This is a genomic window from Olleya aquimaris, from assembly GCF_003259525.1.
Classification (GTDB): Bacteria; Bacteroidota; Bacteroidia; order Flavobacteriales; family Flavobacteriaceae; genus Olleya; species Olleya aquimaris.
In genome coordinates this window covers 177,633-201,339 of the sequence record NZ_QLLO01000003.1, presented here as the reverse complement: position 1 = coordinate 201,339, position 23,707 = coordinate 177,633, and the positions used below count along the sequence as shown (strand labels likewise).

The following is a 23,707-nucleotide window of genomic DNA, read 5'->3' as shown; positions in this document are numbered from 1 at the left end:
GAGTATAAAAAAATGCGATTCGTAAGAATCGCATTTTTTCATTTTATGACTAGAGTGAAAAACTTTTCACTTATATTTTATAAATGAATCACCTCATCATAAGCAGCAGCAACCGCTTCCATTACAGCTTCACTCATAGTTGGGTGAGGGTGTACTGCTTTTAATACTTCGTGTCCTGTAGTTTCTAGTTTTCTACCTAATACTGCTTCAGCAATCATATCGGTTACACCAGCTCCTATCATATGGCATCCTAACCATTCTCCATATTTAGCATCAAAAATTACTTTTACAAAACCATCTTTTGCGCCACTAGCACTTGCTTTTCCTGAAGCAGAGAATGGGAATTTTCCAACCTTAATATCATAACCTTGATCTTTAGCTTGTTGCTCTGTTAATCCAACAGAAGCAATCTCTGGAGAACAATAGGTACAACCAGGAATATTACCATAGTCTAATGCTTCTACATGCATACCTGCAATTTTTTCAACACATAAAATCCCTTCTGCAGAAGCAACGTGTGCTAACGCTTGTCCAGGAGTTACATCTCCAATAGCATAATACCCAGGAATATTAGTTTGGTAGTAATCGTTTACTAAGATTTTGTCTCTATCTACTGCAATACCAACATCTTCTAACCCGATGTTTTCTATATTGGTTTTAATACCAACTGCACTTAAAATAATATCGGCTTCTAAAACCTCTTCACCTTTAGCAGTTTTAACAGTTGCTTTAACACCTTTTCCAGAAGTGTCTACTTTGGTAACTTCAGAAGAAGTCATTACTTTAATTCCTGCCTTTTTAAATGATTTTTCTAACTGCTTAGACACATCAACATCTTCAACAGGAACAATATTTGGTAAATACTCAACCACAGTAACTTCAGTTCCCATTGAGTTATATACGTAAGCAAACTCAACACCAATAGCACCAGAACCTACAACAATCATCTTTTTTGGTTGGTCTTTTAAGGTCATTGCCTCTCTGTAACCAATTACTTTTTTTCCATCTTGTGGTAAGCTTGGTAACTCTCTAGATCTAGCTCCAGTTGCAATAACAATATGGTCTGCACTATATTCTGTACCGTCTACATCTACCTTTTTACCTGGTTTTAGTTTTCCAAAACCATTAATAACATCAATTTTGTTTTTCTTCATTAAAAACTGAACTCCTTTACTCATCCCATCTGCAACATTTCTGCTTCGTTGTATAACAGCATCAAAGTCATGAGAAGCTTCCTTCACTTTTAATCCATAATCCTCAGCATGTTTTAAATAATCAAACACTTGAGCACTTTTAATTAAAGCTTTAGTTGGAATACATCCCCAATTTAAACACACACCACCAAGATTTTCTTTTTCAACAACAGCTGTTTTTAAGCCTAATTGCGAAGCTCTAATTGCGGTTACATAACCACCAGGTCCACTTCCAAGAACAATAACATCGTATTTACTCATTCTATTATTTTTTGTAGTTTTTATGAAGCTACGAAGTTACAAAACCAAAATTGAATAAAGAATTTAGAATCTTAAAAAATTATAACTTTATATTACCTTTGCTATACAAGTATTTAATATGAATATACCAAAATCTAGTTTTCCACGCATAATTATAATTGGTGGAGGTTTTGCAGGTATTGCACTTGCTAAAAAATTATCCAAGCAAGAAGTACAAGTTGTACTATTAGATAAGCATAATTATCACACGTTTCAACCCTTGTTATATCAAGTATCTACAGGAGGACTAGAACCAGATTCTATTGCCTATCCAATTAGAAAGGTCTTAAAGGATTTTCCTAATTTTTTCTTCAGATTAGCCAATGTTAAAGAAATTAATACCGAAAAAAATAAGGTGATTACCAATATTGGTGAGCTAAAATTTGACTATTTGGTAGTTGCTTCTGGGTCTAAAACTAATTTTTTTGGAAATGCATCTATCAAGGCTAATAGTATGGAAATGAAAACCGTACCACAGTCTTTAAACTTAAGAAGTTTAATTCTTGAAAATTTTGAAGAGGCGCTTTTAACTACAGATTTACATGAACGAAATGCCCTTATGAATTTTGTAATTGTAGGTGCAGGACCAACAGGAGTAGAGCTTGCTGGTGCTTTAGCTGAAATTAAAAAAGGCATACTACCCAAAGATTATCCCGATTTGGATACACGATTGGCTCAAATTAACTTAGTGCAGTCTGGAGACAAAATTTTAAAAGAAATGAGCGATAAAGCCTCTAAAAAAGCAGAAGATTTTTTAGAAAAACTAGGCGTTCAGATTTGGAAAAATGTAAGAGTAACAGGATATGACGGAAAAATTGTAACCACCAATAGCGATTTAACTTTTGAAACAGCAACTATGGTTTGGGCAGCAGGCGTAAAAGGTGCAGCTATAAAAGGCTTAGATTCGGGTCAATTTGTATCTAGAGGCAATAGAATTTTAGTTAATCAATTTAATCAAGTTAAAGGTGTTGATAATATTTTTGCAATTGGTGACGTAGCACAAATGGAAACAGAAGATTTACCTTGTGGTCATCCAATGATGGCACAACCAGCAATACAACAGGGTAAGCTTTTAGGTGACAATTTATTAAGGCTTTTAGATAAAAAACCAATGAAACCCTTTGTTTATAAAGATAAAGGCACAATGGCTACAGTAGGAAGAAATAAAGCGGTTGTAGATTTACCTAATTTTAAGTTTCAAGGTGTTTTTGCTTGGTTTGTATGGATGTTTGTTCACCTGTTTTTCTTAATCGGATTTAGAAACAAAATGGTGGTATTTGTAAATTGGGTGTATAACTACATTAGATTTGACAGAGAAGCACGACTTATTATTAGACCATACAAAAAGAAACTAAAATCGTAACATAAAAAAAGCTCCCATTAAAAGGAGCTTTTTTTTATTTTTTAAAATCTACACTTGCAGAATTTACACAAAATCGTGTTCCTGTTTCTGTAGGCCCATCATTAAAGACGTGTCCTAAATGACCACCACAGTTTGAGCATACAATTTCAGTCCTTATCATACCATGAGATTTGTCTAAGATATTTTGTACACTGCCCTCAATTGCATCATCAAAACTAGGCCAACCGCAACCGGATTCAAACTTACTATTGCTTTCAAAAAGTTGTTGATTACATCCAGCACAATGGTAGGTACCATCTTCAAAATGCAAGTTATACTTGCCTGTATGTGGCATTTCTGTACCTTTTTTACGAAGAATTCTATATTGCTCGTCGGTTAATTCTTGACGCCATTGTTCTTCTGTTTTATTGACTTTGTAATTATTCATTTTTAGGTTTAAAATTTAAAGCAGCTCCATTAATACAATGTCTTTTTCCTGTAGTCGCACTTGGACCATCATTAAAGACATGTCCTAAATGACCTCCACAAGTTGCACAGTGTTCTTCTGTTCTGGTGTATCCCAAATCGTTATCGGTTGAATAAGCCACATTGTTATCTATACATCTATCAAAACTTGGCCATCCAGTACCAGAATCAAATTTATTTTCACTTCTAAATAAAGGTGTGTCACAGCCAGCACAATGGTAGGTTCCAGGTCTGTTTTCTTTATTTAAAGGACTTGAAAACGCACGCTCTGTTCCAGCTTCACGAAGCACATAGTATTCTTTTTTAGAGAGTTCTTTTTTCCACTCAGCATCAGTTTTTGAAACTTTATAGGTTGAGTTTTCAGAATTTTCAGGTGTGTCTTGCGCATTAGATTTACAATTAAAAAATGCTAAAACCATTAATAATACTGCGAATTTTTTCATAATCTTCATTTTTATAAAGATAATTTAAAATCTATAAACTGTTGATTATTAGTCGTGTTTTTAAGTTAAAAATAACATTTTAGTTTTCGGTAATTATAATGTAACTTTCAACTTGATTGAATTAACCTTTCTATGAAAATATTACACGTCAGTGCAGAATGTTATCCTGTAGCTAAAGTAGGAGGACTAGCAGATGTAGTTGGTGCTTTACCTAAATATCAAAATAACTTAGGTCATCCAACCTCTGTTGTTATGCCTTTTTATAATAATAAATTTACACAAGCAAATTCCTTTGACAAAGTTTATGAAGCCACTTTATCTTTAGGAGAGTCTTCTATTGTTTTTAATGTCTTAAAAACAACAGAGAAAGTATTAGATTTTGATGTGTTTTTTATAGATATACCAGATTTATTATACAAAGAGTTTGTCTATTCTGCAGATGATACCCAACGATTTCTAGCGTTTCAAATTGCAGTATTAGATTGGATATTATCGCGTAAAGAACAACCAGAAATTATCCATTGTCATGATCATCATACAGGATTAATCCCATTTATGCTTCAAGAAAGCTATAAGTATGAATCTTTAAACAAAATCCCTGTAATTACTACCATACATAACGCGCAATACCAAGGTTGGTTTGGGTATGATAAGTTACATTTAATTCCAGAATTTGATAGTTCTAAAACAGGGTTGTTAGATTGGAATAACACCATTAACCCATTAGCAGCTGCCATAAAATGTGCTTGGCGTGTAACGACAGTGTCACCAAGTTACATGGAAGAACTTAAAGAAAATGCAAATGGTTTAGAAGTCTTACTAAGTCATGAAAGCAACAAATGTGTAGGAGTTTTAAATGGCATTGATACTGAAGTTTGGAATCCAGAAACGGACCATTACATTATTAAAAATTATGATATTAAAACAGTACAATCTGGAAGAAAAGCCAATAAAAAATGGCTTTGTGACAAATTTAATTTAGATGAAACGAAGCCTTTATTTGCTTTTATTGGTAGATTAGTAGGCGAAAAAGGAGTAGATGTGTTTCCTGAAGTATTTAAAAATAGTTTAGAAAAAGAAGCAATTTCAATCTTAGTGCTAGGATCTGGACAACCTGAAACAGAAAATGCTTTAAATAATTTAAAACCACTTTTTCAAGGAAAATATAATGCGTATATTGGTTATGACGAAAAACTGTCACATATCATTTACGCTGGAGCCGATTTTTTATTAATGCCATCAAGAGTAGAACCTTGTGGATTAAACCAAATGTATGCTTTACGTTACGGAACCATTCCAATTGTAAGACGTATTGGAGGGTTAAAAGACACGGTAATAGATATTGATAATGAAGGTTTTGGATTGTGTCACGATAATGTTAATGCAGCAGAAGTAGAACATGCTATACACAGAGCAACAGTATTATATGACAATCAAGAAAAATTTAAAACCATTAGAAAACACATAATGACTATTGACCATTCTTGGGATGTGTCAGCTCAAGCATATATAAATTTATACCAATCCATAAACTAATAACTATGATCAATAATAAAGTACTCTCTATCATTTTAGGAGGCGGTCAAGGCTCAAGACTTTATCCTTTAACTGCTTCACGATCTAAACCAGCAGTACCAATAGCAGGTAAATATAGATTGGTAGATATTCCAATTTCAAATTGTATAAATTCTGATATAAAAAGAATGTTTGTATTAACACAGTTTAATTCGGCATCCTTAAACAGACACATAAAAAACACTTATCATTTTAGTTTTTTTAGTTCGGCTTTTGTTGATGTATTAGCAGCAGAACAAACACCAGGAAATAGCACATGGTTTCAGGGTACTGCAGATGCAGTTAGACAGAGTATGCATCATTTTTTAAGTCATGATTTTGAATATGCGTTAATCCTTTCTGGAGACCAACTGTATCAAATGGATTTTAACGAAATGATAGATGCACATATTAAAGCTAACGCTAAAATTTCAATAGCTACCATTCCTGTAAACGCTAAAGATGCCACCTCTTTTGGTATTTTAAAAACCGACGATAAAAATGTGATCACATCGTTTATTGAAAAACCAGATGCGTCATTATTACCAGATTGGACCTCTGCTGTAAGTCCAGAAATGGAAAAACAAGGTAAGAACCATCTAGCATCAATGGGTATTTACATTTTTAATAGAGACTTGTTAATTGACTTAATGAAAAACCCAGATACTAATGATTTTGGTAAAGAAATTATTCCGCAATCTATAGAAAAACATAAAACATTAAGCTATCAATTTGAAGGTTATTGGACAGATATTGGAAATATAGATTCGTTTTTTGAAGCTAACTTAGGTTTGACAGACGATATTCCTAAATTTAACTTATACGATAAAACCCAAAGTGTCTATACACGTGCTAGGATTTTACCAACTTCTAAAATTTCTGGTACTGCATTAGAAAAAACAGTTATAGCAGAAGGTTGCTTGATACATGCTGCTAAAATTGAAAAATCTGTAATTGGTATTCGTTCTAGAATTGGAAAAGAATCTACAGTTATTAATACCTATATGATGGGTAACGATTCCTATGAAACATTAGAAGAAATTGATAAAAACAAAATTAAAATTTTAAGAGGTATTGGTGAGCGTTGCTTTATAAAAAATACCATTATCGATAAAAATGTTAGAATTGGTGACGATGTTAGAATTAATGGTGGTAATCATCTAGAAGATACAGAGACAGATACTTATGTTATTAAAGAAGGTATAGTAGTAATTAAAAAAGATTCAGTAATTCCTAACGGATTTGTAATATAATTTATGGCAGATGTAACGGTTTATAGTTTGTTTACAGACTTCGATATTAATCTGTTTAAAGCAGGAAAACATTACAAATTATACGAGAAGTTTGGCTCGCATATTACTACAGTTAACGGTGTCGAAGGGACTTATTTTGCAGTTTGGGCACCAAGTGCAAAACAAGTGTCTGTAATTGGTGATTTTAACTTTTGGAAAGAAGGCGAACATCTTTTAAATGTGCGTTGGGACCAAAGTGGTATTTGGGAAGGATTTATCCCTAATATTGGAAAAGGCACCACTTATAAATACAAAATACAAAGCCATAATAATGGTATTGTAACAGAAAAAGCAGATCCTTACGCGAGACGTTACGAGCATAATCCAAAAACCGCTTCTATTGTTTGGGAAGATGATTACAAATGGAAAGATGCTAAATGGATGAAATCCAGAAAAAAGCACAATGCTCTAGATGCACCTTATTCTGTGTACGAAGTCCATTTAGGCTCTTGGAAAAAACAAATTGAAGAAAACCGTTTTTTATCTTATGTCGAATTGGCTGACGATTTAGTCAACTATGTCAAGGAGATGAATTTTACGCATGTCGAGTTGATGCCAGTCATGGAATTTCCGTACGACCCAAGTTGGGGCTATCAAGTAACAGGTTATTTTGCTCCAACATCACGATTTGGATATCCAGAAGAATTTAAGTTATTAGTAGATAAACTTCATGAAAACAACATAGGAATAATATTAGATTGGGTACCTTCTCATTTTCCTGAAGATGCTCATGGTTTAGGCTTTTTTGATGGGTCTTGTTTGTATGAGCATCCAGATAAACGAAAAGGGTATCACCAAGATTGGAAAAGTTTAATCTTTAATTATGGACGTAATGAAGTCAAATCGTTTTTAATCAGTAACGCTTTATTCTGGTTAGATCAATTTCATGCAGATGGATTACGTGTTGATGCAGTCGCTTCCATGTTATTTTTAGATTATAGTAGAGAAGAAGGCGAGTGGGAGCCTAACATTTATGGTGGTCGAGAAAACCTAGAAGCCATAGCGTTTATGAAAGAGCTTAACCAAGCCATTTACGGAAGTTTTCCAGATGTGCAATCCATTGCTGAAGAATCTACAGCATTTCCAGGTGTTTCAAAACCAGTATTTTTAGGAGGTTTAGGCTTTGGTATGAAATGGATGATGGGTTGGATGCACGATACGTTGCAGTATTTTGGTAAAGAACCTATTTACAGAAAACACCATCAAAACGATATAACGTTTTCTATGACCTATGCGTTTACAGAAAATTTCATGTTGCCTTTAAGTCATGACGAAGTGGTATATGGCAAAAAATCTATATTAAATAGAATGCCAGGAGACGAGTGGCAAAAATTTGCAAATTTACGCGTTTTATATGGTTATATGTTTACGCATCCAGGAACAAAACTTTTGTTTCAAGGTGCTGAAATTGGGCAAAGCGAAGAGTGGAATTTTCAAACTAGTTTAGATTGGCATTTATTGCAATACAAACCACATAAAGGCATCCAAGAGTATATAAAAGCCATTAATACCTTATACAAATCAGAGCCCGCTTTACATGAAAAACAATTTTCTCATGACGGTTTTGAGTGGATAGATTATGGAGATGCAGAACATTCGGTTTTAGTGTATATAAGAAAAGGTAATAAGGCAAAAGATAATGTTATTGTTGCTTGTAATATGACACCTGTTCCGTTAGAAAATTATAGAATAGGATTACCAAAAAAAGGAACACTTACCGAGATTTTTAACAGCGATAACGCAACATTTTATGGTAGCGGAAAGTTTAAAAACAAACCTTTAACAAGTCAAGCCAAATTATGGCATGCTAGAAAAAATTCAGTAGAAATCACTATTCCACCTCTTGGGATGGTAGTATTTAAATATGGTGCTAATTAGTGCGTTTTAACCTTTTGTTATTTCGTTTTTTAAGGTCTAAAAACCAAGGATTTAATAATTTGTAATTCCGAAAACGTTATAGTTAATAATTCGTGATAATATATAGTATCAATGCTTTCGTAACAGTTTTATTTTCCGTTTTTTTACTTTAAATTATACATTATACAATTATGATTGTAAATACAGAACTAGAACAAAAAGGAAACTTATTTCCTTCACAAATAATAAAATTTAAGAAAGACGTTGATACCTTATATTTTTATACAGAAAACAATGTCGTCCTTCAGCTAACTGTGTTAAGAGATAGTGTGCTAAGATTTAGATACTCTACAACTGGTACTTTTGATAACGATTTCTCTTATGCCATCACCAAATACGCAAGTACAGGTTATAATAAACTTGAGATTAGCGAAAACGATGAGTGTTTTACTATTACAACTTCAAAATTAAGATGTGAAGTATCTAAAAAAGATGCAAGAGTATCTATTTATGATGTTAAAACCGACGAGCTTATCAATGAAGATGAAATTGGTTTTCATTGGGAAGAAAGCTACGAATATGGAGGTAACATAGTAAAAATGAGTAAGGTTGTAAACGAGCGTGAAAGCTACTTTGGTTTAGGAGATAAACCAGAGCATTTAAACCTTAAAGGGAAGCGATTTCAAAATTGGGTAACAGACTCTTATGCTTACGGAAAAGAAACAGATCCAATTTATAAAGCTATACCGTTTTTTACTGGATTACATCATGGTAAAGCTTATGGTATTTTCTTTGATAATACGTTTAGATCGTATTTTGATTTTGGTCAAGAACGACGTAATGTCACCAGCTTTTGGGCTCAAGGAGGAGAAATGAATTACTATTTTATTTATGGTCCTCAAATGCAAGATGTTGTAGAGAGTTATACAGATTTAACAGGAAAGCCACATCAACTACCACCATTATGGGCTTTAGGGTTTCACCAATGTAAATGGAGTTATTACCCAGAAGCAGAAGTTAAAGCTGTAACCTCTAAGTTTAGAGAACTTCAAATCCCATGCGATGCAATATATTTGGACATCGATTATATGGATGGATTTAGATGTTTTACGTGGAATAAAGAGCATTTTCCAGACCCAAAACGTATGGTTCAAGAATTATATGATGATGGGTTTAAAACAGTAGCTATTATAGATCCAGGAATTAAAATAGATAACGAATACGATGTTTTTAAAGAAGCATTAGATAAAGATTATTTCTGTAAGCGTGCAGATGGACCTTACATGAAAGGAAAAGTATGGCCAGGTGAATGTTATTTTCCAGATTTTACAAAACCGGAAGTTAGAGATTGGTGGTCTGGATTATTTAAAGAATTAGTTGAAGAAATAGGCGTACGAGGTGTTTGGAATGATATGAACGAGCCAGCAGTAATGGAAGTGCCAAACAAAACGTTTCCAGACGATGTACGTCATGATTACGATGGTAATCCGTGTAGCCACAGAAAAGCACACAATGTGTATGGGATGCAAATGGCTAGAGCGACGTATCATGGTATGAAAAAGTTTAACTATCCAAAACGTCCATTTGTAATTACTCGTGCAGCTTATTCGGGTACGCAACGCTACAGTTCTACTTGGACAGGAGATAATGTTGCTACTTGGGAGCATTTATGGATTGCCAACGTGCAAGCGCAACGTATGGCTATGTCAGGATTTAGTTTTGCAGGAAGCGATATTGGTGGATTTGCAGAGCAACCACAAGGCGAATTGTTTACACGATGGATACAATTAGGAATTTTCCATCCATTTTGTCGTGTACATTCCTCTGGAGACCATGGAGATCAAGAACCTTGGGCATTTGATGAAGATGTTACAGATGTGGTACGTAAGTTTATTGAAATTAGATACCAATTATTACCGTATTTATATACTGCATTTTGGAATTTGGTAGAACATGGTACACCAATTTTAAAATCGTTAGTAATGTTTGATCAAGAAGATAATCAAACGCACTACAGAACAGACGAGTTTGTTTATGGTAACCAAATACTAGTTTGCCCAATTCAAGAACCTAATGCGAAGGGTCGAAGAATGTATATTCCTAGAGGAACCTGGTATAATTTCTGGACAGATGAAGTGGTTGATGGTGGAAAAGAAAAGTGGGTGGATGCAGAAATAGACAGTATGCCAATTTTTATTAAAGAAGGAGCGGTAATTCCTAAATTCCCAATTCAACAATATGTTGGCGAAAAAAATATAGAAGAGCTAGTTTTAGATGTGTATTTTAAAACAGGTAAAGAAACGTCTCAGCTTTTTGATGATGCTCATGATGGTTATGATTATACTAAGGGACGCTACAGTTTCAGAACCTTTAAGTTGACAGGAAAGACCAACGAGTTGATTTTGCAACAACATAAAGAAGGTAAGTATGAAGCCTCTTATAAAACGTTTAAATTAAATATTCATGGATTACCATTTGAAATTAATGAAATTCAATTGGATAATGAAACCATCTCTATTGAGCAATTAAAAGTTAATGGTACAGTTGCAATGGTAGTTGATAAAAACTTTAGCGAAATTCATTTAATTGGAAAATAATGACATTAAAATAGGTTTTTAATACTTTATAAGAAGGTGTTCTGTTTAATTCTTTCAAGGTAAATTATATCCATTGTACATTTTTGGCGAAGTTTTTGTAAATTTATAGAACAAAAAAAATATTAATTATGAAATTTAAAAACACTATAGTTGCTTCATTAACATTAATTATGTTTTTGTCTTGTGCAACCAATCCATTTACAGGTAAAAAAACCTTAGCTTTTATTCCAAATGCACAATTATTTCCTACTGCATTTGCACAGTATAATCAAGTTCTAACAGAAAGCAATGTAGAAACTGGTACTACTAGATCTAATATGATAAAACGTGTGGGTCAACGTATAGCTGTAGCTGCAGAACGTTGGTTAAATGCTAATGGTCAGCAAGGTTATTTAAACGATTATCAATGGGAGTATAATTTAATTGCTGAGGATATTGTTAATGCATGGTGTATGCCTGGAGGTAAAATTGTATTCTACACTGGGATTTTACCAGTTGCAGAAAATGAAACTGCTATAGCAGCTATAATGGGACATGAAGTAGCACACGCTTTAGCTAACCATGGTCAGCAACGTATGAGTGCTGGAATGTTACAACAAGGTCTAGCAATTGCAGGTAATATAGCTATAAAAGATGAACAAAGTAGAAATGCTTTTAATCAATATTACGGTGTAGGTTCTAATGTGTTAGGAATGCTACCGTTTAGTAGAAGTCATGAAAATGAAGCAGATCGTATTGGACTATATTTAACTGCAATTGCTGGTTATAATCCTGATGAAGCTGCAGAATTATGGAAACGTATGGCACAAGCTAGTGGAGGACAAGCACCACCAGAGTTTTTAAGTACGCATCCAGCAAACCAAACACGAATTGATAATTTAACAGAGTTAGCACCAGCTGCAAAAGCCGAAGCCAGAAAATTTGGCGTAACAAGTTTTAGACCTTTAGGTAAATACTAAGTTACTTTTAAAAATATTTAGTTATTTTCGAAGCTGCTCTTAATTAAGTGCAGCTTTTGTATTTTTATACACTAACTAACTATCACTTCATGTCAAAACTAGAAAAAGGTAATAAAAAGCTTCTAAACGCTTGGGCTTTTTACGATTGGGCAAACTCCGTTTACACGCTAACTATTGCATCGTCTATATTTCCTATTTTTTATTCGGCACTATTTGTATCTCAAGTTGAAAAAACGGTACCTGCTTTTGGAATGGTTTTTAAAAGTACAGCATTAATTACCTATGTTACAGCTTTTACGTTTTTAGTAGTTGCTTTTACTTCACCTATATTATCTGGTATTGCAGATTATGTAGGAAATAAGAAAAATTTCATGAAATTTTTCTGTTATGTTGGTGGTCTTGGATGTATTGGTTTGTATTGGTTTAGCTTAGATAATATCCATTTAAGTTTACTATTTTATTTTATGGGATTAATAGGGTATTGGGGAAGTCTAGTATTTTACAACTCTTATTTACCAGACATAGCGTATCCAGAGCAACAAGACAGCATTAGCGCAAAGGGATTTAGCTTAGGTTATGTAGGTAGTGTTTTATTGTTAGTTATTAATCTTTTTATGGTGTTGTATCCCGATTTAGTAGCTATTAAAGATAATATAGCAGAAAATGGAGAGGTCATAGAAACTGCTGCACAAGTTGCAATGCGCTATTCTTTTGTAATGGTAGGTATTTGGTGGATTGGGTTTAGTCAATATTCATTTTATATATTACCTAAAGGAGTGTCTTCTGGTCATAAGGTTACAAAAGCAATAGTGTTTAATGGTTTAAAAGAATTAAAGCTAGTATGGTTGCAACTAAAGCAAAACTTGAGATTAAAACGCTATTTAGTTGCCTTTTTTGTATTTAGTATGGCAGTACAAACTATTATGTTGGTTGCTGTATATTTTGGAGAAGAAGAAATTGCTTGGGGTGGAGAGGATGCTAAAACTATGGGCTTAATAGGAAGTATTTTAATCATACAATTAATAGCTATTTTAGGAGCGGTTTTAACTTCTAAAGCTTCAGCTAAATTTGGAAATGTAAAGACGCTTATTATAGTTAATATTATATGGATGTTACTTTGTTTTTATGCTTATTTTATGGTAACTCCATTACAATTTTATTTAGCAGCAGGATGTGTTGGATTTGTAATGGGAGGTGTACAGTCTTTAGCTAGGTCGACCTATTCAAAATTCTTACCAGAAACAGAAGACACAACATCTTACTTTAGTTTTTATGATGTTGCAGAAAAAATAGGAATCGTTATAGGTATGGTGATTTTTGCCACTATAGACCAAATAACTGGTAGTATGCGTAATGCCATTTTGTTTCTATTCATCTTCTTTTTAGTGGGAATTATTTTATTAATTAGAGTGCCAAAACATGGACAATTAAATTAATTTAAATATTACACATAATAAAAAAGTCCCTATTCAAAATAGGGACTTTTTTAATTTATAGAATTTTATTTTAATTACTTATATCTCCAGATCCTGTGACTTTAGTATCTACTTTCTCAGGATTTCCTTTATATTCAATATCTCCAGATCCTGTAACTCTAGCCTTCAAGTTCTTTTTAGCATACACAACAATATCTCCAGAACCTGTGACTTTTGCTTCAGTATTATCAGCTTGTAGACGTTCGCCATGAAAATCTCCAGAACCTGTCACATTTACTTGTAAATTAGTTGTGTTACCAGTCAAGGTTAAGTCTCCAGACCCTGTCACTGATGCTTCAACATTATCAGAATCTACTTCAAGAGTAACATCTCCAGATCCTGATACTTTAGCTTCAAAATTGTTAGATTTTATTAATGCTTTAGAGATTACATCTCCAGAACCAGAAAGCGATACTTTGTCTATGTCTTCAAAAGGTATCGTAATTTTAATGGTTTTATTACCACTTGGTTTTAAGTTAATATTATTTTCAGTTTTGATTACTAAATCACCATTTTTAGATTCTGTAATAATATAGTCTAATAAGTTTTCTTCGCCTTCAATAGTTATAGTTCCTTCTGTACCTTTAACCAAAATAAAGTCCATCCAACCTGCTAGTTTGATAGCATTATAGTCTGAAGTAGTTCTAGTAATTGTGGTAATATTTCCGTTACCTTTAATAGTTTTTCCCCATTGTGCATTACATGATGTAATAGTAATTACAAGTAAACTTAAAATTAGGGTTTGAGTTTTTGATGAAAAATTCATGATGATTGTATTTAATGATTAATAGCTTATTGTTTGTCAAAAGTAACGCTTCCGTACTCCGAGTTTATTTTAATTAAGTTACCAGAGTTATTTTTAAAATGGTAACCAGAATAATACTTGTCTGAATGTTGCACTCTGCGTGTTTCCATTTCAAAATCATCTTCACCATTTAGTCCACCATATTCTAAATTAATTTCAAAATCAAATGCATATTCTGGGTCAATCCCAATTTTTATACCTACGTAATCCGACTCAATAGTAACATCACCAGCATTTTTGTTCATTTTGCCAATTTTAATAGAACCATAATCAGCGTTAATATTTACATTTTTGTAAACATCTCCAAGCACTACAGTTAGATAATCGCCATTACCATTAATATTATTTAATTGATTAACCCGTAGACTTCCATAGTCGCAGTTGTATTCAATGTTTTCAGCAATTTCTACAAGGGATTTAGTGTAATCTGCAACAATACCTAATGTTTTAGCTTTTGCAACTGTAAAACCGCTATAGTCAGCGTTTATTTTTCCGTTTTTGATATATTCAAAATAACAATTATTAGAATAGTCAAAATTAAGACTGTTATTATCTCCTAATAATTCTTTGGTGGTAATTTTACCGTAGTCACAATTAATCTCTGCACGTCCTTCTAAAGTACCAAGTGTGATGTTACCATAGTCATTGCTAAAGTTAACATTATTGGTAATTGGCATTTTAACAATGTAATTTATTTTCATATTTACATTATCGTTATTAGACCAATTCCACCAAGAATTCTTTTTCTTTTTACCAATTATGGTCTCTGCAGATACAAAACTGCTTGTAGCAGAAAATTCAACATCTATTTCATTTAATTTTTTTACAACTTCATCTTCGTCGTTACCATTGGTAGTGATAGTAACTTCAATACTAATAGTGTTTCCTGTCCAAGTAACCACATCTAAATTTCCATATTTATTAGAAATTTTTAATGTCGCATCTTTATTGACAGTATACTCTTTTTTAATTACTTTCTTTTTGGTGTGTTTGCCATCCCAATTGCCATTATTAGAAAAAGCAAATACTGGAAGTATTAGGCAAAGGGTTAGTTTATAAAGTAGTTTCATAATTGTTTTGTTTTAAGGTTTTTAACTCTTCTATTTGTAAAAGTGTGCTTTGTAATACATCTATTCTGTTCTGAAAATTGGTAATCATTGCGTAAATAACACGTTGGTCTTTTCCACTTTCAGTTAAATTTAGTTTTAGAGTTTGGTATTCTTGTTCTAATTGTTCTAATCGTAATAAAGCATCATTAACCAGTTTTTCAGTCTCTGGACTTTTTACGGTATTCAGTTTTTTTAATTCGTAAGTAATAGTATTTGAAAAAAAGTGTTGTGTTTCTGCCATTTCTGGAGATACACTTGCTAAATCTTTTTCAATAGTATCCGACTTTACATTAAAAGTGATGGTTAATAATAAAGCTACAGATGCTGCAACTGCCAATAGTGGTTTCCAATAACTGGTTTTTAAACTGGCAACTTTGGTTTGGGTTTTAGCATGATTTAACTGTTCCAAAAAGCGTTGCTGGTGCCCAGTATTTGGCTCATGCACATCAAATTGATCTTGTAAATCACTAAATAGTTTTTCTATATTATCATTCATAACAATTAGTTTAATTGTTTTATTTTTTGTCTTAAACTTTCTTTTGCTCTAGAGATGGTTGTCCGACAATTAGCATGGCTTATTTGCATAATTTGACTAATTTCTTCATGATCATACCCTTCGATTAAATTAAGGGTTAGGGCAATTCTATAATTAGATTTTAAAGCATTTAAACCTTCTAAAATTTGTTTTGCTTTTACAGAAGTTAACTCGGTACTAGTCTCTATTCCTTGTTGGTCTTCAATTTTATACAAAAGATCGTTTAAAGCAACTTCACCATTTTTTTTGGTTTTATTAAAAGCTTGAATACTGTTATTTATTACAATTCGCTTTAACCATGCACTAAATGTGCTTTTCTCTTTTAGTTTTTCAAGCTTTGTAAATGCAGTCAAAAAAGACTCTTGCATAATATCTTCAGCTTCAAAGCTATTATTTACAATTCTAAACGAGGTATTGTACATTGCTTTGTAATATCTATTGTAAATTTCCAATTGTGCCAATTGGTTGCCAGATAAACAAAGTGCAACAAGTTGCTCGATATTGTAATGGGTTAGTGTCAAAAAAAATGGTTTGTTGTAATAAAGAGGAAAGTTAAAACAGTTTGTTACACTTTATTAAAAAAAATATTGATTTTTTAATTTATTAGATGATTATACAATAAACAAAGAGTGGCACATTAATTGAATTTTTAATATCTAAATACAATAGCTATGTCGTGTTACTTGTAAGTATATCAGTACTATAGCTAAAATTGAAAATAATTATTTAAAAGATAAAGCTATAAATACACCCTAAAAAGTGACATTTTGGCTTATATATGCATATGAAAAAATCTAACTTTATATCACTTGACAGTTTGTCATTACAGGATTTTGATGAAAATTCAGAGTTAATTCCGTTAATGACTCCAGAGGATGAAGAAAAAATTGAAAAAGAAGAACTTCCTGAAACTTTGCCAATTCTATCCCTACGTAATACCGTATTATTTCCTGGAGTAGTTATTCCAATTACTGCAGGTCGCGATAAATCAATAAAATTAATAAACGATGCAAATAACGGTGGAAAAGTTATAGGTGTAGTCTCTCAAATAGACGAAGACGTAGAAGATCCTAAAGCAGAAGACTTACATAAAATAGGTACAGTTGCTAGAATATTAAAGGTATTGAAAATGCCTGATGGCAATACTACTGTGATTATTCAAGGAAAAAAACGTTTTGAGATTGATCAAGTTATTACAGAACAACCTTATATAAAAGCTACAGTTAAAGAGGTGCCACAAGCAAAACCTGCTGCTAAAAACAAAGAGTTTGGTGCCATAATAGAGTCTATTAAAGACTTAGCAGTACAAATTATTAAGGATAGTCCAAATATCCCAACAGAGGCGACGTTTGCTATTAAAAATATTGAAAGCGATTCGTTTTTAATCAATTTTGTATCGTCAAACATGAATTTAAGTGTAGACGAAAAACAAGCGCTTTTAGAAATGAATCATCTAAAAGATCGTGCTTTAGAAACTTTGCGATTTATGAATATCGAGTTTCAGAAATTGGAACTTAAAAACGATATTCAGTCTAAAGTTCAAAGCGATTTAAATCAGCAACAACGTGAATATTTCTTAAATCAGCAATTAAAAACAATTCAAGAAGAGCTTGGAGGTGGAAATGCAGAAGAAATTGAAGAGATGAAATCTCGAGCTGAATCTAAACTTTGGGATGAAAAAGTCGCTAAGCACTTTGAAAAAGAATTAGCAAAAATGCAGCGAATGAATCCTCAAGTAGCAGAGTATTCTATTCAACGTAATTACTTGGACTTGTTTTTAGATTTACCTTGGAACGAGTTTAGTAAAGATAATTTTGATTTAAAACGTGCAGAAAAAATATTAGATCGTGATCACTACGGTTTAGATGATGTCAAAAAACGTATTATAGAGCATCTTGCAGTTTTAAAACTACGTAATGACATGAAGTCTCCTATCATCTGCTTGTATGGACCTCCTGGAGTTGGTAAAACCTCTTTAGGAAAATCTATTGCAGAAGCATTAGGACGTGAGTATGTTCGTATGAGTTTAGGAGGTTTGCGTGATGAAGCAGAAATACGTGGACATCGTAAAACTTACATTGGAGCCATGCCTGGACGTATTATTCAAAGCCTTAAAAAAGCAGGTACTTCTAATCCCGTATTTGTTTTAGATGAGATTGATAAGTTATCAAACTCGCATCAAGGTGACCCGTCGTCTGCATTATTAGAAGTGTTAGATCCAGAGCAGAATAGCGAGTTCCATGATAACTTCTTAGAAATGGGTTACGACTTATCTAAAGTCATGTTTATTGCAACCTCTAACAGTTTAAATACCATCCAGCCTGCTTTACGCGACAGAATGGAAATTATAAATGTAACAGGTTATACTATTGAAGAAAAAGTAGAGATTGCAAAACGCCACTTGTTACCAAAACAATTAAAAGAACACGGTTTAGAAGACAAGCACTTAAAAATAGGTAAACCGCAATTAGAAAAAATTGTGGAAGGCTACACACGCGAATCTGGTGTACGTGGTTTAGAAAAACAATTAGCTAAAATGGTACGTTATGCAGCCAAAAATATAGCAATGGACGAAGCGTATGAAGTTAAAGTTACCAATAATATAATTGTTGACGTATTAGGTGGACCAAAACTAGAACGCGATAAATATGAAAATAATAATGTAGCAGGAGTGGTTACAGGATTGGCTTGGACTAGAGTAGGTGGTGATATTTTATTTATAGAATCTATTTTATCTAAAGGAAAAGGAGCTTTAAACATTACAGGTAACTTAGGTAAAGTAATGAAAGAGTCCTCTACCATTGCAATGGAGTTTATAAAAGCTCATGCAGACCAGCTAAAAATTAACCCAGAAGTCTTTGAAAAATATAATGTCCACATACATGTACCTGAAGGTGCAACACCAAAAGATGGACCAAGTGCTGGTGTGACAATGTTAACCTCGTTAGTGTCTTTATTTACACAACGTAAAGTCAAGAAAAGCTTGGCAATGACAGGAGAGATAACACTACGTGGTAAAGTATTACCAGTTGGTGGAATTAAAGAAAAAATATTAGCAGCAAAACGTGCTAGAATTAAAGAAATTTTGCTTTGCGAAGATAACAGACGTGATATAGAAGAAATCAAGCCAGAATATTTAAAAGGATTGACATTTCATTATGTAACAGATATGATGGATGTTGTAAATATTGCAATTACAAATCAAAAAGTAAAAAACGCTAAAAAATTATAATATAAAAATGAAAGTACTTATTGTTATAATAATCGTATTAAATTCCTTGACTGCATTAGCACAAGAGCATGTAGTAAAAATAATGCTAAACGGAAAACCAGCACTTTTAAACACTAAAACTGGTGAAACAACATTTACTACTAATAATGAGGTTTCAACAACTACATCTACAGATGATAGTGCAGATATTATTGATATACACGTGGTAGATAAAGGAGATACATTGTATTCTATTTCTCAAAAATACGGAGTTAGTATGCCACATATTAAAACTATTAACAAACTTACAAGTAATACGTTATTGGTTGGACAAGTGTTAAAAATTGGATATGCAACTTCCGCTAAGGTTAATAATAAAGCAACATGGACGGTTGCTAAAGGCGATACGTTATATTCTATATCAAAAAAAACAGGCGTATCTGTTTCAGAAATTAAAAGATTAAATAGCTTAGAAAATAACACCATAGCTATTGGGCAACTTTTAACTTTAAAATAGTTAAAATCAATAGTTTATATTTGTCAAAATTAAACTATTATTTAAAATGAAAAATATACTGTTTGTTTTAATGTTGTTTTGTGCAAATTTTAGTTTTGCACAAGAAACTGAAGAAGAATTCTTACCAATAATTGTAGAAGATAAAGAAGCCTTTATGTCTACAAAAACAGGAGAATACGTTTTTCGTTCGCATGCAGACACAAATCCAGAGGAGTTGCGTACCACAGCAAGTGGAGTAGTGTACAACGATATTTCAATACACAAAGTGGTTAAGGGAGAAACTTTATCTTCAATTGCAAAAAAACATAAGTTAGATCTTAATCAATTAAAAACAGATAATAAATTAACGTCTAGTAAATTAAGTTTAGGACAAGAGCTTAAAATTATCAATCGAGTATTAGTTCCTTCTAGTAGCCCAGTTATTAGTTATGTTGGAGAAGAGCGTATTATTGCTAAATTAAGACCAGGACAATCACCATCTACGTTAGCACCTCCACCTCCAGATGCAATGCCTACACAAGTAGAAGCACCACAAAAAACTACAAGTCCTGATGCAAAAAAACCAGTATCAAGAACTAGCACGTATTACAAGCCAATGATAGTTCCAAATGCAAATGATACAATTGAAGAGGAAGAAGAATCTGAAGAAGTTATTGCTGCAAGAAAACAATTGGAAGAAGCACAAAAAAAATTAGAGCTTGCTAAACAAAAAGCAATTAAAAAAGAAGCAGTTAAAAAGGAAATTGAAACCAAAGAAGCTGAAAATCTAGAGGCTACTAGTACAGAACAAAGCATAATAAAGGATGTTTCTGAGTTAAATAGTGATTCTACTAATAAAAATCCAGTTGAAGGTGTTGATTATCACATTATTAAAGAAGGTGATAACTTGTATAACTTAGCTAAGAAGTACAATACTACGGTAGAAAAATTAACTCAGCTTAATGAAGTTAAATTCAACAATTTAAAAATTGGGCAAAAGCTTATTTTAAAGTAAAAAAATAAATCTTCTATATCTTCGTTTTAAAGTAGATTTATTTACTTTGCAAACTATGTTTAAAAATACAATTGTCCCTTTTTTTGTCATGCTAACTAGTACGTTTTGCTTTGCGCAATTAGGTGGACAATCGACTTATCAATTTTTAAACTTAGTATCCTCACCACGTCAAGCAGCTTTAGGAGGTAAAGTCCTAACAAATATAGATTACGACGTTACTCAAGCTATTTACAACCCATCTGCAATTAATCCAGAAATGGATAATCAACTTGCTTTAAATTTTAGTAATTACTTAGGTGGTATTACGTATGGTACTGCAGCCTATGCTTATACCTGGGATAGACGTACACAAACTATACATGCTGGAATGACCTACATCAATTATGGCGACTTTGATGGTTATGATGAAAACGGAATATCTACAGGTACATTTACTGGTACCGAAGCAGCCTTATCTGTTGGTTACGCATTGCAAATTGGGTATTCAGATTTTTATTTTGGGTCTAATGTTAAGTTTATTACTTCTAGTCTAGAACAGTATAGTTCTTTAGGAATAGCAACAGATTTGGGTTTAATGTATATAGATGAAAAATTAGAGTTTCAAGCAGCATTGGTAGTCCGTAATTTGGGAACACAAATAACAACGTATGCTGGACAGCGCGAAAGCTTGCCTCTAGATATTACCTTAGGATTATCCCAAACCTTAGAGCACATTCCATTGCGTTGGCACTTAACTTTCGAGAATTTACAGCAGTGGCCAATAGGTGTGTCCAACCCTGCTAGAGCAACCACAGATTTAGAAGGTAACCAAACACAAGAAGAGGTTGGATTTATTAGTAATGTCATGCGTCATACTATAATTGGTGCAGAGTTATTTCCAGACAAAGGATTTAATATCAGACTAGGCTATAACTTTAGACGTGCAGAAGAATTGCGAATTGTAGACCAACGTAACTTTTCTGGGCTATCTGCAGGATTTGCTATCAAAATAAACAAACTACGCTTTAGCTACACACATGCTAAATACACTGCAGCTAGTAATGCTAACTTTTTTGGATTGCATATTGATTTGCAATAACTAGTTTATTGATTAGTACTATTTGTTTTAATTTTTTTTTAAGATTAAGAACATAAATCTTTAGTAACTTGCAGTAACAACCAAACTCCATTACATTGATAAAAAAAATAGTCTCTTTAATCATAATAGTGCTTATTATATTTATAGGCTTAATGTATTGGTCAGTATCTTCCACAGAAAAAACATTTATAAAATCAGATTTAGTTAATTATGATAATGTGAATGCTGTAAATTTTAAAGCGATTGATTCCGTTATGGTTACCGCTAGCTCTTTGTATAAGGCAGATGAGATTAAAACTTTAATTCAAGGTGAGCAGTATAGACAAGCTTGGGCAACACCTATTAAGGTTCCGGTAATGTACTTGGATACGTTGTTGGGAGGCGTAACTATTTTAAAAGAAGGAGGTGGTAAACAAACCCATTCGTTAAAACTAATTACTAAAGATAGTATAGAATTAACGCTTAGAGGTGTTAATAAAGATCCTAAAAAATTAATACCAGAAATAGCTGAAACTTTGGGTTTAGAAAATATAATTGTAGATGGTATTTCTGCTCAACATCCTTATGGTGCCATTTTAGCAGCAGAGCTGGCAGATAAAGCTAATCTTTTAAACACTAAACCTAAAGTAGTGTTTGTGCCTAAACAAAAAACTTTAAAGCAGTATAGCGATAAATACCGTAACCGATTGTATTTACTAGAATATGAAACCGAAAGTAAAACCAATTGGACTGAACTAGATAGTATTGTTAACACCATAGATACAGAAGATTTACAAGAATTAAAATTAAAATATCCAGAAAAAGTTTTTATCAATAAAACAGAACTAATTAGAGCAAGACTATTTGATTTATTAATTGGCGATTGGGACAGACATACCAAACAATGGGGTTGGGCTATTCAAGATACTAATGGTAAGTATATTGCGCATCCTATAGCAGGAGATAGGGATAATGCTTTTTTTAATCTTGAAGGGATAGTACCTACTTTACTGTCTAATAAATATGTTGTTGAAGAATTAAGACCTTTTGAGAATGACATAGACTTTATGCCTGGTTTAGTATATCCTTTTGATAGATATTTCTTATTAAATACTCCAGAAGCTTTATTTGTAGATCAAGCAAAACAACTTCAAATCATGCTTAATGATTCTGTTTTAGAGCAAGCTCTAAAAGTTTGGCCTAAAAGTATTGCTGATCTAGATGGAAAAGAAATTATTAATAAAATTAAATCTAGAAGAGATGATTTAGTAAACTATGCTAAAGCGTTTAAAGCTTCGATTGATGAAAAAGGTAAACTACAGCAACAGTTAAAAGGGTCTGAAGATTTAGATATCGATTCTAGATTAATGGAGTGTTTCGAGTGTATTAACAAGAATTAAAAATTTTTAAATACATGGTCTTTAATATTGTTCCATTCGCGTTTTAATATACCATAACAACACGTGCTTCGTCTAAAACCATCTGCCATTACAGTATCTTCACGTAATATGCCTTCTAATGTAGCACCTAATTTTTCTACTGCTTTTCTAGATTTTATGTTACGCTCATCTATTCTAAATTCAACTTTTTCAAAGTGTAAGGTTTCAAACGCATAGTGTAGCATTAAAAATTTCACATGTTTATTTAATCCAGTCCCTTGAAAATTATGACCTATCCATGTCCAGCCAATATGTAATACTTTATTATTAAAGTTAATTAACCCAAATCGTGTACTTCCAGCATACGCTTGTTTTAATTTGTCGTAAATAATAAATGGTAACGTGGTATTGTGATACAGTCCATCTACTGCTGTTTGTACATATTGTTTTAATGTTTCAGGTGTAGAAATGTTGCTTGGCGAGTAATAAATTAAATTTTTCTCTTGAGCTATGTCTAACAGATGCTTGTAATTACTTAAATCTAAAGGAATTAGTTTTGCACGTTGGTTTTCAAGTGTAGGTGCAGTCATTGTAAGCGGTTT

20 protein-coding genes are annotated in these 23,707 nt (G+C 32.6%); 12 read left to right on the top strand and 8 right to left on the bottom strand.

Features of this window, described 5'->3' with window-relative positions:
* Window positions 1–77: 77 nt before the first annotated feature.
* Complete coding sequence (gene lpdA, locus LY08_RS05820) at window positions 78–1,454, bottom strand: dihydrolipoyl dehydrogenase (RefSeq protein WP_111659509.1); 1,377 nt, start codon at window positions 1,452–1,454, stop codon at window positions 78–80.
* A 118-nt stretch (window positions 1,455–1,572) separates the two neighbouring features.
* On the opposite strand from lpdA, the gene LY08_RS05815 reads away from it, so the two are divergent.
* Complete coding sequence (locus tag LY08_RS05815; RefSeq protein ID WP_111659508.1) at window positions 1,573–2,856, top strand: NAD(P)/FAD-dependent oxidoreductase; 1,284 nt, start codon at window positions 1,573–1,575, stop codon at window positions 2,854–2,856.
* A 34-nt stretch (window positions 2,857–2,890) separates the two neighbouring features.
* Here LY08_RS05815 and msrB (LY08_RS05810) read toward each other — a convergent pair whose 3' ends face one another.
* The gene (gene msrB / locus LY08_RS05810) at window positions 2,891–3,283 is read right to left on the bottom strand and encodes a peptide-methionine (R)-S-oxide reductase MsrB (RefSeq protein WP_111659507.1); all 393 of its coding nucleotides are present in this window, start codon (window positions 3,281–3,283) and stop codon (window positions 2,891–2,893) included.
* On the bottom strand, window positions 3,276–3,764 hold the full coding sequence (gene msrB / locus LY08_RS05805) for a peptide-methionine (R)-S-oxide reductase MsrB (RefSeq protein ID WP_111659506.1): 489 nt from the start codon (window positions 3,762–3,764) through the stop codon (window positions 3,276–3,278). Before msrB (LY08_RS05805) ends, msrB (LY08_RS05810) begins: the two co-directional genes overlap by 8 nt.
* A gap of 132 nt (window positions 3,765–3,896) precedes the next feature.
* On the opposite strand from msrB (LY08_RS05805), the gene LY08_RS05800 reads away from it, so the two are divergent.
* The 6 genes from LY08_RS05800 (at window position 3,897) to LY08_RS05775 (ending at window position 13,459) form a co-directional block, all read left to right on the top strand.
* Complete coding sequence (locus LY08_RS05800; RefSeq protein WP_111659505.1) at window positions 3,897–5,300, top strand: glycogen synthase; 1,404 nt, start codon at window positions 3,897–3,899, stop codon at window positions 5,298–5,300.
* A gap of 5 nt (window positions 5,301–5,305) precedes the next feature.
* Entirely contained in the window at window positions 5,306–6,571 is a 1,266-nt protein-coding gene (locus LY08_RS05795; RefSeq protein WP_111659504.1) for a glucose-1-phosphate adenylyltransferase, read from the top strand.
* A gap of 3 nt (window positions 6,572–6,574) precedes the next feature.
* Window positions 6,575–8,488, top strand: coding sequence for a 1,4-alpha-glucan branching protein GlgB (glgB, locus tag LY08_RS05790; protein ID WP_111659503.1), 1,914 nt, complete (start codon window positions 6,575–6,577; stop codon window positions 8,486–8,488).
* Window positions 8,489–8,658: 170 nt separating this feature from the next.
* Window positions 8,659–11,064 (top strand): glycoside hydrolase family 31 protein, encoded by a 2,406-nt coding sequence (locus LY08_RS05785; protein ID WP_111659502.1) that lies wholly within the window; start codon window positions 8,659–8,661, stop codon window positions 11,062–11,064.
* Between the two features lie 128 nt (window positions 11,065–11,192).
* Complete coding sequence (locus LY08_RS05780) at window positions 11,193–12,023, top strand: M48 family metallopeptidase (protein WP_111659501.1); 831 nt, start codon at window positions 11,193–11,195, stop codon at window positions 12,021–12,023.
* 89 nt (window positions 12,024–12,112) lie between these two features.
* Complete coding sequence (locus LY08_RS05775) at window positions 12,113–13,459, top strand: MFS transporter (RefSeq protein WP_111659500.1); 1,347 nt, start codon at window positions 12,113–12,115, stop codon at window positions 13,457–13,459.
* A gap of 70 nt (window positions 13,460–13,529) precedes the next feature.
* Here the strand turns inward: LY08_RS05775 and LY08_RS05770 are convergent, their stop codons facing one another.
* From LY08_RS05770 to LY08_RS05755, 4 genes are read right to left on the bottom strand one after another with little or no spacing between them, the layout of a single operon-like run.
* On the bottom strand, window positions 13,530–14,264 hold the full coding sequence (locus LY08_RS05770) for a head GIN domain-containing protein (protein WP_111659499.1): 735 nt from the start codon (window positions 14,262–14,264) through the stop codon (window positions 13,530–13,532).
* 26 nt (window positions 14,265–14,290) lie between these two features.
* Window positions 14,291–15,373, bottom strand: coding sequence for a hypothetical protein (locus LY08_RS05765; protein ID WP_111659498.1), 1,083 nt, complete (start codon window positions 15,371–15,373; stop codon window positions 14,291–14,293).
* Entirely contained in the window at window positions 15,357–15,908 is a 552-nt protein-coding gene (locus LY08_RS05760; RefSeq protein WP_111659497.1) for a hypothetical protein, read from the bottom strand. The genes LY08_RS05765 and LY08_RS05760 overlap by 17 nt, the downstream gene beginning before the upstream one ends.
* Window positions 15,909–15,913: 5 nt before the next feature.
* Complete coding sequence (locus LY08_RS05755; protein ID WP_111659496.1) at window positions 15,914–16,468, bottom strand: RNA polymerase sigma factor; 555 nt, start codon at window positions 16,466–16,468, stop codon at window positions 15,914–15,916.
* Between the two features lie 263 nt (window positions 16,469–16,731).
* Here LY08_RS05755 and lon point away from each other — a divergent pair, with 263 nt between their 5' ends.
* The 5 genes from lon to LY08_RS05725 all read left to right on the top strand — a co-directional run bounded on the left by lon (window position 16,732) and on the right by LY08_RS05725 (window position 23,126).
* On the top strand, window positions 16,732–19,179 hold the full coding sequence (gene lon / locus LY08_RS05750; RefSeq protein WP_111659495.1) for an endopeptidase La: 2,448 nt from the start codon (window positions 16,732–16,734) through the stop codon (window positions 19,177–19,179).
* Window positions 19,180–19,186: 7 nt separating this feature from the next.
* Window positions 19,187–19,675, top strand: coding sequence for a LysM peptidoglycan-binding domain-containing protein (locus tag LY08_RS05745; protein ID WP_111659494.1), 489 nt, complete (start codon window positions 19,187–19,189; stop codon window positions 19,673–19,675).
* A 46-nt stretch (window positions 19,676–19,721) separates the two neighbouring features.
* Complete coding sequence (locus LY08_RS05740; RefSeq protein WP_111659493.1) at window positions 19,722–20,669, top strand: LysM peptidoglycan-binding domain-containing protein; 948 nt, start codon at window positions 19,722–19,724, stop codon at window positions 20,667–20,669.
* 55 nt (window positions 20,670–20,724) lie between these two features.
* Window positions 20,725–21,747, top strand: coding sequence for a type IX secretion system protein PorQ (gene porQ / locus LY08_RS05735; protein WP_146603201.1), 1,023 nt, complete (start codon window positions 20,725–20,727; stop codon window positions 21,745–21,747).
* Between the two features lie 95 nt (window positions 21,748–21,842).
* Window positions 21,843–23,126 (top strand): hypothetical protein, encoded by a 1,284-nt coding sequence (locus LY08_RS05725; protein ID WP_245907557.1) that lies wholly within the window; start codon window positions 21,843–21,845, stop codon window positions 23,124–23,126.
* On the opposite strand, the gene LY08_RS05720 is transcribed toward LY08_RS05725, so the two are convergent.
* On the bottom strand, window positions 23,123–23,695 hold the full coding sequence (locus LY08_RS05720; protein ID WP_111659490.1) for a GNAT family N-acetyltransferase: 573 nt from the start codon (window positions 23,693–23,695) through the stop codon (window positions 23,123–23,125). The genes LY08_RS05725 and LY08_RS05720 overlap by 4 nt on opposite strands.
* Between the last annotated feature and the right edge of the window lie 12 nt (window positions 23,696–23,707).